This window comes from Allopontixanthobacter sp. (assembly GCF_034376665.1).
Lineage (GTDB): Bacteria > Pseudomonadota > Alphaproteobacteria > Sphingomonadales > Sphingomonadaceae > Allopontixanthobacter.
Genome location: NZ_JAXMJI010000067.1, coordinates 54538 through 73341 on the forward strand (window position 1 = coordinate 54538; position 18804 = coordinate 73341).

17 protein-coding genes are annotated in these 18804 nt (G+C 62.6%); 10 read left to right on the forward strand and 7 right to left on the reverse strand.

Translation table 11 applies throughout. The features are described from left to right. The first annotated feature begins 2 nt into the window (after positions 1-2). Complete coding sequence (locus U0988_RS07250; protein ID WP_322291954.1) at positions 3-1325, forward strand: MFS transporter; 1323 nt, start codon at positions 3-5, stop codon at positions 1323-1325. Here the strand turns inward: U0988_RS07250 and U0988_RS07255 are convergent. The 3 genes from U0988_RS07255 to ligK are packed head-to-tail and all read right to left on the reverse strand — an operon-like array spanning position 1310 to position 3929. Further along, positions 1310-2203 carry an amidohydrolase family protein gene (locus U0988_RS07255; protein ID WP_322291955.1) on the reverse strand — a complete coding sequence of 298 codons (894 nt, stop codon included), beginning with the start codon at positions 2201-2203 and terminating at the stop codon, positions 1310-1312. The genes U0988_RS07250 and U0988_RS07255 overlap by 16 nt on opposite strands. Next, entirely contained in the window at positions 2200-3255 is a 1056-nt protein-coding gene (locus tag U0988_RS07260) for a 4-oxalomesaconate tautomerase (protein ID WP_322291956.1), read from the reverse strand. Before U0988_RS07260 ends, U0988_RS07255 begins: the two co-directional genes overlap by 4 nt. After that, complete coding sequence (gene ligK / locus U0988_RS07265; RefSeq protein WP_322291957.1) at positions 3255-3929, reverse strand: 4-carboxy-4-hydroxy-2-oxoadipate aldolase/oxaloacetate decarboxylase; 675 nt, start codon at positions 3927-3929, stop codon at positions 3255-3257. Before ligK ends, U0988_RS07260 begins: the two co-directional genes overlap by 1 nt. A 102-nt stretch (positions 3930-4031) precedes the next feature. On the opposite strand from ligK, the gene U0988_RS07270 reads away from it, so the two are divergent. The 8 genes from U0988_RS07270 (at position 4032) to pobA (ending at position 11452) form a co-directional block, all read left to right on the forward strand. Then, positions 4032-5174, forward strand: a complete 1143-nt coding sequence (locus U0988_RS07270) for a LysR substrate-binding domain-containing protein (RefSeq protein WP_322291958.1) — start codon at positions 4032-4034, stop codon at positions 5172-5174. 72 nt (positions 5175-5246) lie between these two features. After that, positions 5247-6029, forward strand: a complete 783-nt coding sequence (locus tag U0988_RS07275; RefSeq protein WP_322291959.1) for an NAD(P)-dependent oxidoreductase — start codon at positions 5247-5249, stop codon at positions 6027-6029. Next, the gene (locus tag U0988_RS07280) at positions 6026-7051 is read left to right on the forward strand and encodes an amidohydrolase family protein (protein WP_322291960.1); all 1026 of its coding nucleotides are present in this window, start codon (positions 6026-6028) and stop codon (positions 7049-7051) included. Before U0988_RS07275 ends, U0988_RS07280 begins: the two co-directional genes overlap by 4 nt. Beyond that, entirely contained in the window at positions 7048-8100 is a 1053-nt protein-coding gene (locus U0988_RS07285; RefSeq protein WP_322291961.1) for an aromatic ring-hydroxylating dioxygenase subunit alpha, read from the forward strand. The genes U0988_RS07280 and U0988_RS07285 overlap by 4 nt, the downstream gene beginning before the upstream one ends. Beyond that, positions 8097-8507 (forward strand): protocatechuate 4,5-dioxygenase subunit alpha, encoded by a 411-nt coding sequence (gene ligA / locus U0988_RS07290; protein WP_322291962.1) that lies wholly within the window; start codon positions 8097-8099, stop codon positions 8505-8507. The genes U0988_RS07285 and ligA overlap by 4 nt, the downstream gene beginning before the upstream one ends. 1 nt (position 8508) lies before the next feature. Continuing rightward, entirely contained in the window at positions 8509-9351 is an 843-nt protein-coding gene (locus tag U0988_RS07295) for a class III extradiol dioxygenase subunit beta (RefSeq protein WP_322291963.1), read from the forward strand. Further along, positions 9348-10283, forward strand: coding sequence for a Gfo/Idh/MocA family oxidoreductase (locus U0988_RS07300; protein WP_322291964.1), 936 nt, complete (start codon positions 9348-9350; stop codon positions 10281-10283). Before U0988_RS07295 ends, U0988_RS07300 begins: the two co-directional genes overlap by 4 nt. 2 nt (positions 10284-10285) lie before the next feature. Beyond that, positions 10286-11452 carry a 4-hydroxybenzoate 3-monooxygenase gene (gene pobA, locus U0988_RS07305; RefSeq protein ID WP_322291965.1) on the forward strand — a complete coding sequence of 389 codons (1167 nt, stop codon included), beginning with the start codon at positions 10286-10288 and terminating at the stop codon, positions 11450-11452. 174 nt (positions 11453-11626) lie between these two features. Here pobA and U0988_RS07310 read toward each other — a convergent pair whose 3' ends face one another. Both U0988_RS07310 and U0988_RS07315 read right to left on the reverse strand, forming a co-directional pair. Then, positions 11627-13237 (reverse strand): NAD(P)/FAD-dependent oxidoreductase, encoded by a 1611-nt coding sequence (locus tag U0988_RS07310; protein WP_322291966.1) that lies wholly within the window; start codon positions 13235-13237, stop codon positions 11627-11629. Further along, on the reverse strand, positions 13234-14400 hold the full coding sequence (locus tag U0988_RS07315; RefSeq protein WP_322291967.1) for an aromatic ring-hydroxylating dioxygenase subunit alpha: 1167 nt from the start codon (positions 14398-14400) through the stop codon (positions 13234-13236). The genes U0988_RS07310 and U0988_RS07315 overlap by 4 nt, the downstream gene beginning before the upstream one ends. A gap of 33 nt (positions 14401-14433) precedes the next feature. Between U0988_RS07315 and U0988_RS07320 the strand changes: the two genes are divergently transcribed. Continuing rightward, entirely contained in the window at positions 14434-15036 is a 603-nt protein-coding gene (locus U0988_RS07320) for a TetR family transcriptional regulator C-terminal domain-containing protein (protein ID WP_322291968.1), read from the forward strand. Between the two features lie 9 nt (positions 15037-15045). Here the strand turns inward: U0988_RS07320 and U0988_RS07325 are convergent, their stop codons facing one another. Then, complete coding sequence (locus tag U0988_RS07325) at positions 15046-16338, reverse strand: APC family permease (RefSeq protein WP_322291969.1); 1293 nt, start codon at positions 16336-16338, stop codon at positions 15046-15048. Between the two features lie 13 nt (positions 16339-16351). Further along, positions 16352-18742 carry a TonB-dependent receptor gene (locus U0988_RS07330; RefSeq protein ID WP_322291970.1) on the reverse strand — a complete coding sequence of 797 codons (2391 nt, stop codon included), beginning with the start codon at positions 18740-18742 and terminating at the stop codon, positions 16352-16354. Between the last annotated feature and the right edge of the window lie 62 nt (positions 18743-18804).

An 18804-nucleotide genomic window follows, 5' to 3' on the forward strand; every position in this document is an offset into this window, starting at 1 on the left:
CAATGGCGGCAACTGTCCCTGAAGATCGCATGACCCGCGCGGAAATGATCGCAGTTGGGATCTGCATCTTCATCAACATGCTCGATGGGTTCGACGTCCTGGTGATCTCCTTCGCAGGCCCTGCAATCACCCGGGCCTGGAATCTCACCCCGCCGGAACTGGGGCTGCTGTTCAGTTCCGGGCTTGCCGGGATGATGATCGGTTCGCTGTTCCTGGCGCCGCTTGCCGACCGGATCGGCAGGCGCCCGGTGGTGCTGATCAGCCTGACGCTGGTCAGCGCGGGGATGCTCGCCTCGTCCGTGTCGAACGGCCTCTACGTGCTTGCCGCTACGCGCGTGATTTCCGGCCTCGGAATCGGGGCGATGCTCGCGGGGCTGACCGCAACCGTTGCCGAATACACACCAGAAGCGCGCCGAGCCCTCGCCGTCAGCCTGCTGCAGACCGCCTACCCGGTCGGCGCGATTGTCGGCGGAATGATTTCGGCCATACTCATCGCCGATTTCGGCTGGCGCTCCGTATTCGTGGTCGGCGGCCTACTGCCGGCGCTGCTGATCCCGGTGGTCTGGTTCGCCTTGCCCGAATCGCTGGCGTTCCTGTCATCGCGGCAAACGCCCAACAGCCTGGCCCGGACGAACGCGGCGCGGCGCAGGTTGGGCCGCGCTGAATTGGCACAATTGCCCCCGCCCCCGGTCAGCACCGGCAAGCAAGCGGGTTCGGTTCTGGCTTTGCTCACGCCCGAATACAAGCGCCGCACACTGCTCATTACCGTTACCTATGTCATGGTGATGATGACCCTCTATTTCGTGCTCAGCTGGACGCCAAAAATCGTCGTCGATGCGGGATTGACCGAAGCCAAGGGCATTTCCGCCAGCGTACTCGTCAATATCGGCGGGGTCGTCGGCGCTTCGATATTCTGGATCCTTGCAGTACGCTTCCGCGAGGTGCGCACTCTGCGCGTCTATATGCTGCTCTGCATGGCCGGGTTGATCCTCTTTGGGCTGGTTGACATGCACAGCGCCATGCTGTGGGTCGCAGCCTTCATCATGGGCTGTTTCCTGCACGGGACCACCATCGGCCTCTACACGCTGCTTCCGCGTCTTTACCCGGCCGAAGTCCGCTCGACCGGAGCAGGTTGGGCGATCGGCGTTGGCCGGCTGGGCGCGATATTCGGCCCTGCGATCGCGGGCTGGCTGTTCAGCGCCGGATTTGGCGCCGGAATTGTCTATGCCTTGTTCGCCTTGCCGGTGGCGTTTGCCTTCATCGCGGTTTCACGGATAGATGACCGCCCGGCGACTGCAGGCGAGGCAGCTCAATCGGCCCAGTAAAGCCGGGAGGGATTGTCGACCAGCAATTTGCGCTGCAATTCTTCGGTCGGAGCGATACGCGGGATCATGTCAACCAGATGCCCGTCATCGGGGATCGCGTGCTGCATGTTGGGATGCGGCCAATCGCTGCCCCACAGCACGCGGTCGGAATAATCGGCAACCAGCGGCGCGACTGCGGCGGCAAAGCAGTTCCACGGATCGCCCCTGGGGTCCAGCCGGTCCGGGCACGTAGCCTTGAAGTGGATATCGTCGCGGCTGTCGAGCAGTGCGCGAAACGCCTGCATGTCCGGCCCGGCTGGCCCGCCCGTGACATCGGGGCGGCCCATGTGATCAATCACGATCGGCACGGGTATCGCATCGATGAAGCCGCGCAATTCTTCGAGGATGTCCGCTTCGAAATATATGACTACATGCCAACCCTGGGGCAGTCGCTTCGACACTTCGAGGAACTGGTCCCTGGGTGCATCGTCCACCAGGCGTTTGAGGAAATTGAAACGGATCGCGCGCGCTCCGCCATCATGCAGAGCGTGAAGGCCCGCTTCGGCAATCGCCGGATCGACCATGGCCACACCCCGCGCCCGCCCACCCGATCTTGCGATGGCGTGCAGCATGGCAGAATTGTCGGTCCCGTGGCAGCTCGCCTGGACGATCACATTGCGGTCGAAACCCAGATGATCCCGCAGCGCAAACAGCATCTCAGGTCCGGCGTCGGCAGGCAGGTATTTGGCCTTGGAACTGAAAGGGAATTGCGCGACCGGGCCGAACACATGGCAATGCGCGTCGATCGCGCCGGGCGGCGGGCAATAGCGCGGCGGTGACGGGCTGGCGTGCCACGAGACGATGCGATCCAATCGGCTCTGAGTTTGCCGAAGGGTCATGCAAATACTATCCCGTCCATCAGCTTGCGCGCGGTGCGCAGCAAAGCAGCGGAGACGACCTCGCCCGCGTCGTTTACTTCAAGCACGCAGCCCAATTCGCCGGTCGGATGTTCCACCGACAGCATTTTGCGCGGCCCCGGCGGGATCACCGCCACCTCGGCTGCGGGCGAGCCGGGGACAAGGCAGGCGGTCGCCACACTGACCGCGCCGAGCACGCCGATGGTGGCATGCGCGCGGTGCGGAATGAAGCTGCGCACGCAGATCGCGCCGCGAGATTTTGGCGGGGCGACAAGCATCATCTTGGGCACGGATTTTTCGCGCACATCGCCCAGGTTCATGCGCGCGCCCACGGCCAGGCGAATTGCCTCGATCGTTACCTTGAGTTCGGCATTGGCGTCCAGCCATTCGCGGTCCTCATAGCCGGTAATGCCGACATCAGCCGCCTTCATCACGACGCAGGGCATGCCATTGTCGATCAAGGTAACGGGCACGCCGTTCACCATGTCCACGGCATTTCCGCTGGGTAGCAGCGCGCCGCAACTCGAACCGGCAGTATCACGGAATTCGAGCGGGATCGGGGCGTGGCTGCCGGGCACGCCATCGATCCGGGTATTGCCTTCGTATGTCACCGCTCCACCCGGCGTCATCACCGTGGCGATGGCGATTTGGCCGGTGTTTTCCATGAAGATCGTCACGCGTGTTTCATCGCCCGTGGCCTCCACCAATCCGCGCTCGATCGCGAAGGGACCGACACCGGCCAGGATATTGCCGCAATTCTGCGCATCGGAAACGATCGCCTGATCGACGAAAACCTGCAGGAACAGATAATCGACATCCACGCCTTCGCGCGCCGATTTCTGCACTACCGCGGCCTTGCTGGTCAGCGGATCGGCCCCGCCCATCCCGTCAATCTGGCGCGGATCGGGGCTGCCCATTACGCGCAGCAGGAATGCATCGCGCGCCGCCGCGTCAGCGGGCAGATCGCGGGCAAGGAAAAACCCGCCCTTCGACGTGCCGCCGCGCATCCACATACAGGGAGCAGAAGCCTGCATCAGACGTATTTCAACCCTTCGGCGGCGAGCCGTTCGCGCATCCCGTACATATCCAGTCCGAGAATTCCGGCAGCGAGCTTGTCGCGCTTTGCCGCTTCGTTGGCTTCGCGGGCCTGCGCAGCTGCAAGCACGTCTTCCGCCTTTTCACGCGGGACCACGCACACACCGTCGTCATCAGCCACGATCACATCGCCCGGCTGAATGGCCGCGCCAGCACAGACCACCGGTACATTCACGCTGCCCAATGTGTTCTTCACCGTGCCTTGTGCGAACACTGCCTTCGACCATACCGGGAACTGCATCGCCGTGAGATCGCGCACGTCGCGCACACCGGCATCGATCACCAAACCGCGGCAACCGTGCGCGATAGCGCTGGTGGCGAGCAGGTCGCCGAAATAGCCATCCTCGCACGGGGAAGTCGGCGCGAGCACGAGAATGTCTCCCTGCCTCAGTTGTTCGATCGCGGCGTGCACCATCCAGTTGTCGCCCGGTGGGGCGCTGATGGTCACCGCGCTGCCGGCAATGCGGGCCCCCGGATAGATCGGACGCATGGTACTCGCGAGCAGGCCGGTGCGCCCCTGCGCCTCGTGCACGGTGGCGACCCCGCATCGGGCCAGCCCGTCGATGATCGACAAGTCAGCTCGCGCGATGTTCTGAACGACGATGCCGGACATCGAAATTGCTCCTTCAAACTTGGTCGCAGACATGGCCCGATGCGGGCCGTCACGCAATTCGGAACTGTCACCTGCCCATAAGTTTGTGCTAAGTCACGCGACATGGATGTGTTTGCACTCAACCTTCGTCACTTGCGCGCAATCGTCGAGATCAGTCGCTGTGGGAGCATTTCGGGTGCAGCGACAGCCGTAAATCTGACCCAGCCAGCCATAACACAGGCTTTGGCCAAGCTGGAAAGCGGGATCGGCCAGCCGCTGTTTGTGCGGCGCGCAGACGGCATGTCGCCAACCCCGGCGGCCGAACTGCTGGTATCGCGCGCAGAAGCGGCACTGAACCATATTGCCAGCAGCAGAGTGACGATGGCGCAGCTGCGCGCCCTGGTCGCCCTGGCCGATGCGGGCAGCTATGCCGGTGCCAGCGCCGCCACGGCCCTGTCGCAACCATCGCTGCACCGCGCCGTGGGTGACCTCTCGCTGGCCTTGCGGCGGGAACTGGTCACGCGCCGGGGCAAAGGCATTGCGCTGACAGACGCCGGACGGAATCTGGCCCGGCGCTTCCGGTTGGCGCTTGCCGAACTGACGGCGGCGATCAGCGAGCTCCATGCCCTGCAAGGGCGTGAGACAGGGCGCTTAGCCATCGGCGCGATGCCGCTATCCCGGGCGCGGCTGTTGCCCGCAGCGGTCAGCGCATTTCACCGCCTCTATCCCGATGTGCATATCAGCATCGTCGAAGGGGCATTCCACGAGCTGGTCGAACCGCTGCGCGATGGCGCGCTTGACCTCATTATCGGGGCCGTGCGGGATCCCGCGCCTGGTCCCGACCTCGACCAAACGGTGCTGTTCGAAGACCGGCCAGTGGTGCTCGCCCGCCATGGTCACCCGATGCAGGGCAGCGACGTGCGCAGGCTCGCTCAATATCCCTGGATTGTGCCCTCACCCGGCACCCCGCTGCGCGGGCAATGGGAACGCATATTCTGCGAAGCGGGCATTGCTGCGCCGCGCGTGCCCATCGAATGCGGATCGGTAATAACCATCCGGCAGATACTTATGGACAGCGACTTCCTGACGCTGCTCTCGCCCGATCAGGTCGCGGTCGAGCTTGAGGCAGGATGGCTGCGCCGGATATGCGATGCACCGCCAGGGCTGGTGCGCAGGATCGGCCTGACGACGCGTGCGAATTGGCGTCCGACTGCGCGCCAGGCAAGCTTCATGGAACTTCTCGATATCCATGCGGGTGGATCATGAATTAGGATCAGCTTATAGCATGATCGGGCTTCCGATTGGCCGCCCCGCCGCCGGAGGATTAGCCCTTTGGCCATGATGCGAACATGGTCGATGATCGGATTCGGGGAAGCCGGCGCAACTTTTGCCGGTGCCATGTACTGCGCCGGTCGCGCCTTTGACCGGAAGACGGACGATCCTGCGGCTCGCGAGGCCATGCTCGAAACCATTACAAAGGCCGGGGTTGAACCCTGCTCCGATGCCAAAGATGCGCTGGCAGGCGCGCAGGTGGTGCTCAGCCTGGTCACCGCATCAAGCGCGCTGCAGGCGGCAATCGATGATGCGCCCTTCCTGGCGCCCGGCGCGCTGTGGATCGACATGAATTCGGTTGCCCCTGAAACCAAGTGCCGCGCTGCCAACGTGATCGAGGCTGCTGGCGGGCGGTACGTTGACGCCGCCATCATGGCGCCGGTTCAGCCCGCCGCGCTGTCGGTTCCGGTGCTGCTATCCGGCACAGATGCAGCCGATGCCGAAACGGCGCTGGCTGATTTCGGGTTTTCCAGTCTCCGAATTGTCGGCGGCGAAGTGGGCCGGGCATCGACCATCAAGATGCTGCGTTCTGTCATGGTCAAGGGTATCGAGGCGCTGACCGCTGAAATGGTGCTGGCCGCCCGGCATGCCGGGGTCGCCGACGAAGTGCTGGCTTCGCTGGGGGAAGATTGGGCCTGCAAGGCCGAATATAATCTCGAACGGATGACCATGCACGGCCAGCGCCGGGCCGACGAAATGGAGGAAGTCGCAAAGACACTCGAATCACTGGGCGTCGAACCGCTGATGACCCACGGCACAATCATTCGCCAGAGGGAGTTGGCCCGGTGACGCTGATCATCGACTGCCACGGCCATTACACGACCGCGCCTGAAGCGCATAATCTATGGCGTGAGGCGCAGAAAGCGGCCTTCCGGGACGGGCGCGAAGCCCCGCCCTATCCGGCAATTTCCGATGACGAAATTCGCCGCACGATCGAGGAAAATCAGCTCCGCCTGGTCCGCGAACGCGGCGCCGATCTGACGATTTTCTCGCCGCGCGCCTCGGCCATGGCGCATCATGTCGGCGATCAGGCGGTGAGCACCGCATGGGCGCAGCATTGCAACAACCTCATCCACCGCGTCACGCAGTTGTTTCCCGAAACCTTCACCGGCGTCTGTATGCTGCCGCAATCGCCCGAGGCCGACCTGTCCGCGTCGGTTGCCGAACTTGAGCGCTGCGTGACGCAGCTTGGCTTTATCGGCTGCAATCTCAACCCCGATCCGGGCGGCGGGCACTTCACGCTGCCGCCACTGACCGATCGTTACTGGTACCCGATCTATGAAAAGATGGTCGAGCTGGACGTGCCGGCAATGATCCACGTTTCCGGCAGCTGCAACCCCGGCCTGCATGCCACCGGCGCATTCTATATCGCAGCCGATACCATTGCCTTCATGCAGCTGATCGAGGGCGATCTGTTCGCCGATTTTCCGTCGCTGCGCTTCATCATCCCGCACGGCGGAGGCGCGGTTCCCTACCACTGGGGGCGTTATCGCGGGCTGGCCGATATGCTGAAGAAGCCCGATCTGGCGGGGCATGTCATGAACAATGTATTCTTCGACACCTGCGTCTATCACCAGCCCGGCGTGGATTTGCTGGCCGATGTGATCGAGACGAAGAACATCCTGTTCGGCAGCGAAATGGTGGGCGCGGTACGCGGCATCGACCCGCAGACCGGGCATTATTTCGACGACACCAAACGCTATGTCGATGCGCTCGACATTACCGCCGAGCAGCGCCACGCAATCTACGAAGGCAACGCCAGACGCGTGTTTCCCCGGCTTGACGCACAGCTGAAGGGGCGCGGGTTATGAGCACTTGGCTGGCCAATGCCTGGTATGTCGCGGCATGGGACCGTGAAGTGGATAGCCAGCCCCTCGCCCGCACGATCTGCGGCGTGCCGATGATGTTCTATCGCAAACTGGACCGGGGCGTCGTGGCCATGCGCGATGCCTGCCCGCACCGCCTGTTGCCGCTTTCCATGGGGCTGCGCGAGGGGGATTCGATCCGGTGCCGCTATCATGGGCTCAAGCTGGGTCAGGACGGAATTGCCGAGGAAATGCCGGTCAGTTCCGATCCGGTAAATCGGAACGTCTGCGCGGAAACCTTTATCGTGCACGAACGGCACCGCTTCGTCTGGGTGTGGGTCGGTGAAAAAGCGAAAGCGGATCCGGCGCTGATCCCCGATCTTTGGCCCTGTTCTGCGGCGGGCTGGCGGTTTGATGGCGGCTATTTCGAAATCGCGTCGGATTACCGGCTGGCGATCGACAATCTGATGGACCTGACCCACGAAACCTATGTCCACACCGGTTCGATCGGCCAGCCCGAAATCATGCACGCTCCGATCGAGACCCATGTGGAAGGCGACCAGGTTTTCGTCAGGCGCTGGATGCCCGGGGTCGACGCACCGCCATTCTGGGCGGGAGCGTTGCGCCAGCAAGGCCAGGTCGATCGCTGGCAGATCTGCCAGTTCATGCTGCCTTGCGCGGTGATCATCGATGTGGGCGTAGCGCCAGTGGGTGCCGGCGCGACGGTCGAACGGCACGATCAGGGGGTCCGCGGCTTCGTGATCGACGTGATGACCCCGCAAAGTGAGACCAGCCATCACTACTTCTGGGGCATGGCGCGCAATTTCGACATCGATGACGAAGGCTTCACGGCCCGTTTTCGCCAGCAGCAGGGCGGTGTGTTCCTGCAGGACAAGGAAGTTCTGGAGGCCCAGCAGCGCTCCATCGAAGCGAACCCCCAGATGAAACTTGCCGCTTACAAAATCGACGAAGGGGGCACGCGTGCCCGCCAGATAATCGCCCGCGCCATCAAGGCGCAGGATAAGCAGTCGGAAACAGCGGAGGTGGCGAAATGACCGGCCCAAAGGACATCCATACCTATCTCGCCGAGTTCGACGATATTCCGGGCACGCGGGTGTTCACCGCTCAACGGGCGCGGAAGGGCTATTGGCTCAACCAGTTCGCGATGAGCCTGATGAAGCCGGAAAACCGCGTCCGCTGGAAGGCGGATGAACGCGCCTATCTGGATGGATGGCCGATGACCGAAGAGCAGAAACAGGCCGTTCTGGACCGGGACTACAACAGCCTGCTCGATCTTGGCGGGAACATCTATTTCCTTGCCAAGGTCTTTTCCACTGACGGGCTCAGCTTCGTCCAGGCGGTCAGCACCATGACCGGGATGAGCGTGGAGGATTATCAGCAGATGATGATCGCCGGGGGTCGCTCGCCCGACGGCGTGCGCTCCATTCGTGAGGGGAACTGAGATGGCCAGGATCACCGCCGGTATCGCCACCAGCCATATCCCCGCGCTGGGCGCAGCGATCGATCTGGGCAAGACGGGGGAGGATTACTGGCGCCCTGCTTTCGCCGGATATGAATGGACCAAGCAATGGATCGGGCAGAACCCGCCCGATGTCGTAATCCTGGTCTATAACGATCACGCATCGGCCTTCGACATGAACCTGATCCCCACCTTTGCGCTGGGCTGTGCCGAGAATTTTCAGCCCGCCGACGAAGGTTGGGGTCCGCGCCCGGTACCCGTGGTGGAGGGACACCCCGATCTCGCCTGGCATCTGGCGCAGAGCCTGATCCTCGACGAATTCGACATGACCATCATCAACCGGATGGATGTCGATCACGGGCTTACCGTGCCGCTGTCGCTGATGTTCGGGCAGCCGCAAGCCTGGCCCTGCCGGGTGATCCCGCTCGCGGTCAATGTGGTCACCTATCCGCCGCCATCGGGCAATCGCTGCTGGGCGCTGGGCGAGGCAATTGCGCGCGCAGTGGCAGGGTTCCCCGATGATCTCAACGTGCAGGTATGGGGCACGGGGGGGATGAGTCATCAGCTGCAAGGCCCGCGCGCCGGGCTGATCAACCGCGAGTGGGACAACAGGTTTCTCGACCAGTTGATCGGCGAGAGCGATGCCCTGCGGCATATTCCGCATATCGAATATCTGCGCGAAACGGGCAGCGAAGGCATCGAAATGGTGATGTGGTTGATCATGCGCGGCGCACTAGGCCGCACCACCCGCTGCCTGCACCGTCATTACCACGTGCCTGCCTCGAACACCGCGGTCGGCCACATCGTTCTGGAGCCTGTATCATGAGAATTGCCATCGCCGGGACCGGCGCCTTCGGTGAAAAGCACCTCGAAGGCCTCGCCAACATCGATGGCGTCAGCGTCACCGCGCTGACCAGCCGCCGGATCGAACAGGCGCAGGCCGTCGCCGCGAAGTTCGGCGTACCGCATGTCACCGCCACGCTCGACGAAGCGCTCGCACGCGACGACGTTGATGCGGTGATCCTGTGTACCCCTACGCAATTGCATGCGCAGCAAGCCATCGCCTGCATGGACGCGGGCAAACATGTCCAGATCGAGATCCCTCTGGCGGACAGTCTTTCGGATGCAGAGGCAGTGCTGGCCAAGGCCGAGGCAACCGGCCTCACCTGCATGGTCGGGCACACGCGGCGCTTCAACCCGTCGCATCAATGGATCCACCGACGGATCGCGGCGGGCGAGCTGGCGATCCAGCAGATGGACGTGCAGACTTACTTCTTCCGCCGCCAGAACATGAATGCCAAGGGCGAAGCCCGCTCGTGGACCGATCATCTGCTGTGGCACCATGCGGCGCATACTGTCGATCTGTTTGCCTGGCAGGCAGGGCCAATCGTCAAGGCCAACGCCGTCGCCGGGCCGCTCCACCCTGAGCTGGGTATTGCGATGGATATGTCGATCCAGCTCCAGAGCGAAAGCGGCGCGATTTGCACGCTGTCGCTGTCCTTCAACAACGACGGGCCGCTGGGCACTTTCTTCCGCTATATCGGCGACACCGGCACCTATATCGCACGCTACGACGATCTCGTGACCGGGCGGGAAGAACCTGTCGATGTTTCGCAGGTCGCCGTGTCGATGAACGGCATCGAATTGCAGGACCGCGAATTCATCGCGGCAATCCGTGAAGGGCGCGCGCCGCTATCGAGCGTTGCCGATGTCCTGCCCTGTTACAGGGTGCTCCACCAGCTTGAAGGACAGTTATGAACATGCGCAAGGACGTTGTCATTATCGGGGCAGGCCCCGCGGGATTGCTGCTGGGGCATTTGCTGCGCGCGGCCGGTATATCCTGCATCGTCATCGAGCGTGTATCGGGCGAGTATGTGCTCAGCCGCATTCGCGCCGGTGTATTGGAAACTGTCTGCACTGATCTGATGGCGCAGCTCGGCCTGGATGCGCGAATGAAGGCGGAGGGGCTGCCGCACGATGGCTTCAACCTCGCCGATAGCGACCGGTTGATCCGCATCGATATTGCCGGGCTGACCGGCGGACATGTGATGGTTTACGGCCAGACCGAAATCACCCGTGACCTGATGGATGCGGCACCCGAGCGCGGGCTCGAGATCGTCTATGAGGCCGAGGACGTCACGCTGCATGGCATCGATAGCGACGAACCTTCGGTCAGCTATGTCAAGGACGGGAAGGCCCACCAAGTCTCGGCCAAATTCATTTGCGGCTGTGACGGGTTCCATGGCCCTTCGCGGCAGGCCATCCCCGCCAGCGTCGCTCGCCCTCATGAACTCGTTTATCCGTTCGGCTGGCTCGGCATCCTTGCCGATGTTCCCCCGTGCAACGACGAGCTGATCTACGCCAGCCATGAACGCGGCTTTGCGCTTGCCTCAATGCGTTCGCGCACGCGCAGCCGCTATTACATCGACGTGCCACTCGACCAGAAGATCGAGGACTGGCCCGATGACCGGCTATGGGACGAACTGGCGATCAGGCTCGGCCCCAAGGGTGCAGACATCACTCGCGGCCCGGCGCTCGAAAAATCGATCGCGCCGCTGCGCTCCTTCGTGTTCGAGCCGATGCAGCATGGCCGATTGTTCCTGGCCGGCGACGCCGCGCATATCGTTCCGCCAACGGGTGCCAAAGGGCTCAACCTCGCCACTTCCGACGTCGCCTATCTCTCGCGCGCATTGATCGATCATTTCACGCGCGGCGATGAAACAGGCCTGGTCGGCTACAGCGACAAGGCATCCGCGCGGGTGTGGAAGTCCGAGCGTTTCAGCTGGTATCTGACAAAATTGATGCACCGCTTCCCGCAGGATGGTGAGTTCGAGAGGCGCATGCAGCTGTCCGAACTCGATTACATCGCCAGCAGCACCGCCATGCAAACCGCAATTGCCGAAAATTACGTCGGCCTGCCGCTCTGATAGGCTCCACGGGCCTCAATCGCCAGTCTAATCCCCATTGCAGGAGCAAGTCTTCGATGTGAGTAACGCCTCGAAGTTATTCCGGACGGCTCATTTTTGCGCTTTCCACGACAATCCTGCCCATTGCGGACATCGCCGATGCCTATGACGCCGTAATTCGGTTTTGTGTGCCTTTCAGCCCCCGGTCCGGAATCGGCCCCAGCGCCCGCGATCGGCCAGCACTTCGGCGGCGCAATTGTGCCCCGGTGCGCCGGTCACGCCGCCGCCCGGATGCGTGCCCGCCCCGCACATGTAGAGCCCCTTCACCGGCCCGCGATAGGCGCCGTGGCCCAGCACCGGGCGCGCCGACCACAGCTGATCGAGGCTCATGTGACCGTGCATGATGTCACCGCCGACGAGGCCGAACTTGTCGTAAAGACCCTTAGGGCTGAGCACCTGCCGCCCAAGGATCGAGGCGCGGAAACCGGGCGCATGGAGCTCGACCGTGTCGATGATGGTGTCCGCCGCAGCGTCTTCTTCCGCGTCCCAGCACCGACCATCAGGAAGCTCGGGCGCGAACTGCTGACAGAACAGGCTGGCGACATGCTGCCCCGGCGGGGCGAGGCTGTCATCGACCGTCGAGGGAATCAGCATCTCGACAATCGGCGACTTCGACCAGCCGAACTGTTTGGCATCGAGGAAGGCGCGGTCCATGTAATCGAGCGTGGGCGCGAGAATGATGCCCGAACGGTGGTGCTCGCCAGGTTCGGGCAGGCAGGTGAAGCGCGGCAGTTCGGAAAGCGCGACATTCATGCGGAAAGTCCCTCCGCCTGCCTTGAAGCCGCGCATCCGGCGGCGGAAATCCTCCGGCTGCGCGCTTTCGGGCACCATTTTGCCGTAGAGCAGCTTGGGTCCGACATTGGCGATCACTCGGCTAGCAGCAATCTCCTCGCCGCTTTCGAGCCTGACGCCGACCGCCTTGTCGCCATCGATCAAGACCTCTGCCACCGGCGCATCAAGGCTGATTTCGACGCCCGCATCATGGCACACCCCGGCCATGATCTGGGTAATCGTGCCCATGCCGCCCACGCAGTGACCCCATGCGCCCTTCTTGCCGTTCACCTCGCCGAAGACGTGGTGCAGCAGCACATAGGCGCTGCCCGGCGTATCGGGCGAGGCGTAGTTGCCCACCACCGCATCGAAACCGAAAGCAGCCTTGACCGCCTCGCTTTCGAACCAGCTGTCGAGGAAGCTGCGCGCCGATTTGGTGAAAAGGTCGAGCACGTCGCGCTTGGCCTCGAGCCCCAGCCGCGACAGGCCCCAGCCCTGCGAAGCCCCGGCCATGAGCGTGCGCAGCCCTTCACCCACGTTGGGAGGCGATTTGAGCGCGAGGCTGCGCAGCACTTCGGCCACGCCTTCCAATGCGTCGTAATATTGGGGGAGCACTGCGGCATCGTGCGCTGAGAACTTGCGGAATTCCTCCTGCGTGCGTTCGAGACCGCCGCCCAGCTTCAAATAACCGCCATCCTCCTGCGGCAGGAAATTCGAGATCGGCCGTTCGATCACGCGGTAACCGTGATCGGCCAGCTTCATGTCGGCGATCACCTTGGGCTGGAGCAGGCTGACGGTATAGCTCGCCACCGAATTGCGAAAGCCCGGATGAAACTCTTCGGTCACTGCCGCGCCGCCCACCACATCCCGGCGTTCGAGAATGCGCACCTTGAGGCCCGCACGCGCGAGATAGAAGGCACAGACGAGGCCGTTGTGGCCGCCGCCGATGATTACGGCATCGTATTGGCTGCTCATGTGCGGCTCCATCCGTGGGCTGGTTGTTGCTCGAGCCGCGCTTCGGGGATCAATTCGCGGATGCGGGCGCAGAAATGGCGCAGGCAGACCTCTTTCTCGCTCAGTGGTCCCATGCTGAAACTGCGCGATTCCATACCCTGCTGCACACGGTTGATCAGCGCTGTGTCCTCGGCATTGACCTGCCGGTTGATCCGCCAGTTGAGATAGCGCGCCGCGCGCATTTCCCGGCGGTCATCCGGGAGGACGTAGGAAATCTCGCGGATCAGGCTGGTCGTGGGGCTGACGGGCAGCCACTGCATGAAATCGACCTGATCGGGAAAGATGTCGAAGGCGACGTTGGGCCACAGCTTGAAATAGAGCCAATGGCGCTGCCGTTCAGGCGGCAGGTGCTCCGCCGGGGGCAGCAGGCGTTGATACATGCGTTCGGACCAGTTGGTACTGTCGCGGTCGATCATGTCGCCCCACATCCGGTCGACATGGCGCTGCGCCTCGATGCCATAGCTCTTGCCGAACAGCCGCGTGAGACCGGGGTGGGCGACCGGAATGTGCAGCCCGTCGGAATAATTGTCGCCCACGTTCTTCCAGTTTACCTCGCGCGGGCGCAGCGTGACGCGGCCGAGCGCCTTGAGTTCGCCGAAGCGATAGGGCGCGACCATAGCCTCGTAAGGCGCCATCATTTCGGCCACCGAAGGCCCGCCATCGTTTTCGAGTCGGACGAACACAAAGCCGCGCCAGACCTCCATCTCGACCGGCGCGAGGCCTGCCTTGGCGCGATCGAGTGTGGGGTAGCTGGCGCTGTCGGGTACGCCCGAGAGCCGCCCGTCAAGCTCGTAGGTCCAGGCGTGATAGGGGCAGACCAGCTTCTTCGCGCAGCCTTGCGATCCGTCGACAATCCGCGATCCGCGATGGCGGCAGACATTGGTGAAAGCGCGAAGCTGGCTATCGTTGCCGCGCACCGCAATCACGCTTTCACCGCAGTAATCGAGCGTGTGCCAATCGCCAGCCGCGGGAACATCGCTCTCGTGGCAGACAACCTGCCAGCTCGGCCGAAAAACCCGATCGAGTTCCAATGCGAAGAACTCCGGATCGCGATAGGTCCATGCCGGCAGGCTCCAGCCTGCAAGCGCGTCCTGCTGCGATGCTTCGCTGACCTGTGTTGCCATGAGCCCTTCCTTGCTATACGATCGTATAACAAGATGCAGACGAACCATCAACCCGCATTTACGCGCGCCGATCCCGATGAACGGCGACAGAGCCTGATCGAGGCGACCGCGCGCGTGCTGGCATCGAAAGGCGCGGCGGGCGTGTCGGTGCGGGCGATATGTGCCGAAGCCGGGGTTTCGCCTGGCTTGCTGCGGCATTACTTTGCCGGTGTGTCCGAAGCGATCGCCGAAACCTATCGGATGACCGGGCGCAATATAGAAGCGGCGCTGGCAGCGGCGGTGGTGAGCGCCGGGCCTGATCCGCGTGCGCGCCTGCTCGCCTATATTACCGCCAGCTTTCGCCCGCCCATTGCCGATCAGCAGCTGCTCGCTTCCTATATCGCCTTGTGGAGCCTTTCGCGCAGCGATCCGCAGGTGGCAAAGGTTCGGACCGAGGTCTATCGCGATTTTCGCGCCGGACTGGAAATACTGATCGCCGAGCACAGGCCAGACCTGGAGGATGCGCGCTTGCCCGCGATTGCGCTGACCGCGCTGATCGACGGGCTGTGGCTCGAACTATCGCTGGGCGATGCGCCGTTTACGCCTGAAGAGGCGGAAGCGCTGGCGGAGCGCTGGCTCGACACCGTAACTGGCTGAACTTGTGATCTATCCGGCAGCTGGCACCCGGCTGCGGCGGGTCCACAGATACAGCGGCACCCCGGCACCGGCGAGCACCAGGCTCCATCCGGTCGCCTCCACCCCCGCACCCCACAGCGTCCACAGCGCATAGGCGGCCCCGATCAGCGCGAAGCCCCGTACTACCTTCATCCGCCATGCCGCCAGCGCGCACAGGAGATACAGCCACAGCGTCGCGCTGGTCGAAAGCAGCAGCAGGAATTCATAGATCCCCTGCATCGAACGGCTGGCGGTGAAGACAAGAAAGAACGTCGCCACCGCGCTCGACAGCAGCAATGCGCGCACCGGCGCGCCGCGCGCATCGGTGGCCGCAAACCATGCTGGCAGGATGCCGCGTTCAGCCATGCTGCGCGGCAATTCGCCCTGCATCAGTACCCAGCCATTGACCGCACCGACGCAGCTGATGATCGCAAAGACGCTCACCACCTGCCCGGTGCCGCTGTTCCAATAAGTTTCGACAAATGTCGCGAGAGGCGCGGGCGAAGCGGAGGCAACCGCTTCGGGGAGCATCAGCGCCACGGCCGAGCAGACCAGCAGATAGATGAGCCCGGTCAGCGCCGTGCCCCATAGCGTCGCCCGCGGGACGTTAACCGTGGGGTTTTCGACCTGCCCGGCCGCCACGCTGGCGCATTCAAAGCCGAGCAGCGCGAACAGGGTCAGCGCCGCCGCGCTGCTCAATTGGCCGGAGTTGACCTCGCTTGGCTCGAAAGGCCGGATCTCGCCGCTTCCATCGCCCAGCACCAGCGCCGCCAGCACGATCACGCCCAGTAGCGGCAACAGCTTGAGCGCCAGGGTGAGCATCTGGAAATTGCCCGCCGTGCGCACGCCCCGCAAGTTGACCAGCGTCATGGTCCAGACCAAGACCATTGCGCAGAGTGCCGGCAGGAAGGCGGTTGCGCCGATTGCTGGCAGCAAGGACGAAAGATAGCTTACTCCTGCCATAGAGATCGAGGCCACAGCACTCCAGATCGACACAAGATAAAGCCAGGCAACCAGAAATGCCGGCAACTCGCCGAAAGCCTCGGTCACGAAACCTGTGGGATCGCGCGCCGCGGGAAGGGCGCGGGTCAGCGCGGCGAACACCCAGGCCAGCACCAGTGTGCCGGCAATAGTGATGATCCAGCCGAGCACCGCATTCCACCCGTAAGGGGCAAGGCTGGCAGGCAGCAGGAACACGCCCGAACCGATCATATTGCCCATGATCAGGGCGATGGCAGCAAAAAGGCCGAGCTTGCGGCCCGGCCTTTCTGTGTGGTTGGACATTTGCGTCACGAACTCAGAAGTCGAATCCGGCCTTGATGCCCACAGTTCTCGGCCTGATCGGGTAATCGTAGAACACCCCGCCGGTGCTGCTCACCCCAAAAGGGTCGCCGCAAGTTGTTTCGAGGCACTGGACCGTACTGTCGAGAATGCCGTTGCTGTCGAACACGTTGGTTGCGAACAGTTCGAACCGCAGATTGTCGTTCTTAACGCCAAAACTCAGATCTGCCGTGGTAAAAGCTCCGAACGTGCCCTTGAGGTCATTCTCGAAGGTCCGCAGGTCGCTGCGCCGGCTGCCAATGTGCGAAACCGCGCCTTGGAAATGCCCCTCCCAATCGCCCACGGGGAATTCATAGCGGGCAATGGCATTGCCCTTGAACTTGGCGGTGATCGGAAGCCGCGATCCAGTGGGCGCGAGCAGGGCATTTGTGCGCCCGTCACCCGGATCGAACGTGCAATCGAAATCGGGGTTGGCAATGCGGCAGAAATCGCGCCGGATTGTCGCATCATTATAACTGCCGGCGAGCGTGAGGGTGAGCCCGCCCGAACGATAGGTCAGGTCGGATTCGATCCCGCGGATGCGGGCAATCCCGGCATTGCGGACTTCGGAAAGCCCGTTTTCGCCCAGGAACGACAGCTGGATGTTGGTCCAGTCTTCCTGATAGATCGCGCCGTTGAAGGTCACGTCACCAAACCGCGTCTTCCAGCCAAATTCGTAATTGTCGAGCGTGTCGGATTCGTACGGCGGCAATGTGCCGCGGCGGTTGATGCCGCCGGGGCGGAAGCCCTGCGACCAGGTGACATAGACCATCACGTCGGGATTGATCTTGTAGGTCGCATTGGCCTTGAAGATCGCATCAGTATCCGCTGTCGTTTTATCGAGGTTGGTGCAGGGCGATCCTTCGACCACGGCCGGACCGAAACAGGCGGCTTCGCCCGTTCGGCTGGAAAAATTGGCGTTGTAACCAAAGAACCCGACCAGCGAGTTCTTGTAGCGGTAGAGCCGCCCGCCGCCAGTCAGTGTCAGCTTGTCGGTAACATCAAAGCTCAGTTCGCCAAAGGCCGCATAGTCGCGGTCGGTCCGCTCTTGCTGCGTGAGCCAGATATTGCTCTCGGTGCCGGTGACGGTGAACAGGTCGGTCAGATCCTCGATGATGTAGTTCTGCTCGATGCCGTGGCGCTGGCGCTGTGCAAACACGCCGCCGATGAAGCGCACCGGAGCATCCTGCGGGCTGGAAATGCGCACTTCGGCGAAATTACGGCGATACCGGTCGGTGCCCTGAATGAACTGGTTCGGGCTGATCAGATCGTAGTTGTTGTCATAGAAATAGGCGCCATAGCCATAGAGCGCGTCGTAGAAATAGGCGTAGTCCGAATAGTCGAATTCAACCTCGTTCTTGCGCCACAGTCTGCCCGCCGTTGCCACCAGGTCCCAGCTGCCGATCTTGCCCTCGATAGTCAGCGCCGCCTGCAGCCATTTGTCATCGCGGCGTTCCGGATTATATTGAACGGTCTGCAGCTTGCCGGTGACCGCGCTCGAGCGTTCCTGCTGGCCACTGCCGTCGGCCTTCTGCTGTTGAGCAATTATCGTCGGGCGAACGGTCCAGCTCTCGTTGAGCTCGATCCCCAGCGCAAGGCGAGCGCCATAAGTTTCGCTGTCGTTGTAATCCTCTTCGACCAATTCGGCATTGTCCTGAACGATGCCGGAAGTCGGGTAGGTTCGGCTGCCCGGGATATTGTCGATATATCCGCCTTCCTTGCGATACCAGCCGACCAGGCGCAGCGCAGCGCTGTCCGACAATTTGGCGTTGTAGAACCCTTCGGCGATGCCGCCGAATTCGCCGTGGGCGATGGTGTTCAGCTCGAAATCGGCTGCGCCATAGCTGCTCGAATAGTCGGGTTGATTGGTGACCATCTTGACCGTGCCGGCCATCGAGCTGGCGCCATAAAGTGTTCCTTGCGGGCCAGCCAATGCTTCGACCCGGGCAAGGTCGTAGGCGTGAATGTCGAGCGCGCCCTGAATGGTCGTGATCGGCATTTCATCGAGGTATATGCCTACAGTCGGCTGAGAGGTGGAGTGGTTGGCATTTTCGCCCGATGAAACACCGCGGAAGTAGACCTGCGTGACACCTTCCTTGGTCTTCTGGATGGTCACCGACGGCAGATACTTCACCACGTCCTGCAACTGACTCACCTGCAACTGGTCGAGCGTTTCGTTGCCCAGCGCGGTGATCGCCACCGGCACGTCCTGCAGATCCTGCGAGCGTTTTTGCGCGGTGACGATGATAACATTGCTGTCGTCCGGGTCTTCTCTCTGCGCCATGGCAGGCGTGACGACGGCGAGCGAGCAGCCCGCCATCAGTGTTGCGGTCAAGGCGCGTACCCCGCCATTTTCAGGAATTCTCACTGAAACATCCCCTTTGAACTGTCCCCAGCGCCCTATCCGCCACAACTGGCGGCATTTGCCAA

Bases quoted from the DNA above. Each gene is read 5' to 3' on its own strand.
- U0988_RS07325 (WP_322291969.1), bottom strand. From the start codon at position 16,338: ATGTCCAACCACACAGAAAGGCCGGGCCGCAAGCTCGGCCTTTTTGCT.
- U0988_RS07315 (WP_322291967.1), bottom strand. From the start codon at position 14,400: ATGGCAACACAGGTCAGCGAAGCATCGCAGCAGGACGCGCTTGCAGGC.
- U0988_RS07260 (WP_322291956.1), bottom strand. From the start codon at position 3,255: ATGCAGGCTTCTGCTCCCTGTATGTGGATGCGCGGCGGCACGTCGAAG.
- U0988_RS07275 (WP_322291959.1), top strand. From the start codon at position 5,247: ATGATGCGAACATGGTCGATGATCGGATTCGGGGAAGCCGGCGCAACT.
- ligA (WP_322291962.1), top strand. From the start codon at position 8,097: ATGACCGGCCCAAAGGACATCCATACCTATCTCGCCGAGTTCGACGAT.
- pobA (WP_322291965.1), top strand. From the start codon at position 10,286: ATGCGCAAGGACGTTGTCATTATCGGGGCAGGCCCCGCGGGATTGCTG.
- U0988_RS07295 (WP_322291963.1), top strand. From the start codon at position 8,509: ATGGCCAGGATCACCGCCGGTATCGCCACCAGCCATATCCCCGCGCTG.
- U0988_RS07320 (WP_322291968.1), top strand. From the start codon at position 14,434: ATGCAGACGAACCATCAACCCGCATTTACGCGCGCCGATCCCGATGAA.
- U0988_RS07270 (WP_322291958.1), top strand. From the start codon at position 4,032: ATGGATGTGTTTGCACTCAACCTTCGTCACTTGCGCGCAATCGTCGAG.
- U0988_RS07250 (WP_322291954.1), top strand. From the start codon at position 3: ATGGCGGCAACTGTCCCTGAAGATCGCATGACCCGCGCGGAAATGATC.
- U0988_RS07285 (WP_322291961.1), top strand. From the start codon at position 7,048: ATGAGCACTTGGCTGGCCAATGCCTGGTATGTCGCGGCATGGGACCGT.
- U0988_RS07300 (WP_322291964.1), top strand. From the start codon at position 9,348: ATGAGAATTGCCATCGCCGGGACCGGCGCCTTCGGTGAAAAGCACCTC.
- U0988_RS07310 (WP_322291966.1), bottom strand. From the start codon at position 13,237: ATGAGCAGCCAATACGATGCCGTAATCATCGGCGGCGGCCACAACGGC.
- ligK (WP_322291957.1), bottom strand. From the start codon at position 3,929: ATGTCCGGCATCGTCGTTCAGAACATCGCGCGAGCTGACTTGTCGATC.
- U0988_RS07255 (WP_322291955.1), bottom strand. From the start codon at position 2,203: ATGACCCTTCGGCAAACTCAGAGCCGATTGGATCGCATCGTCTCGTGG.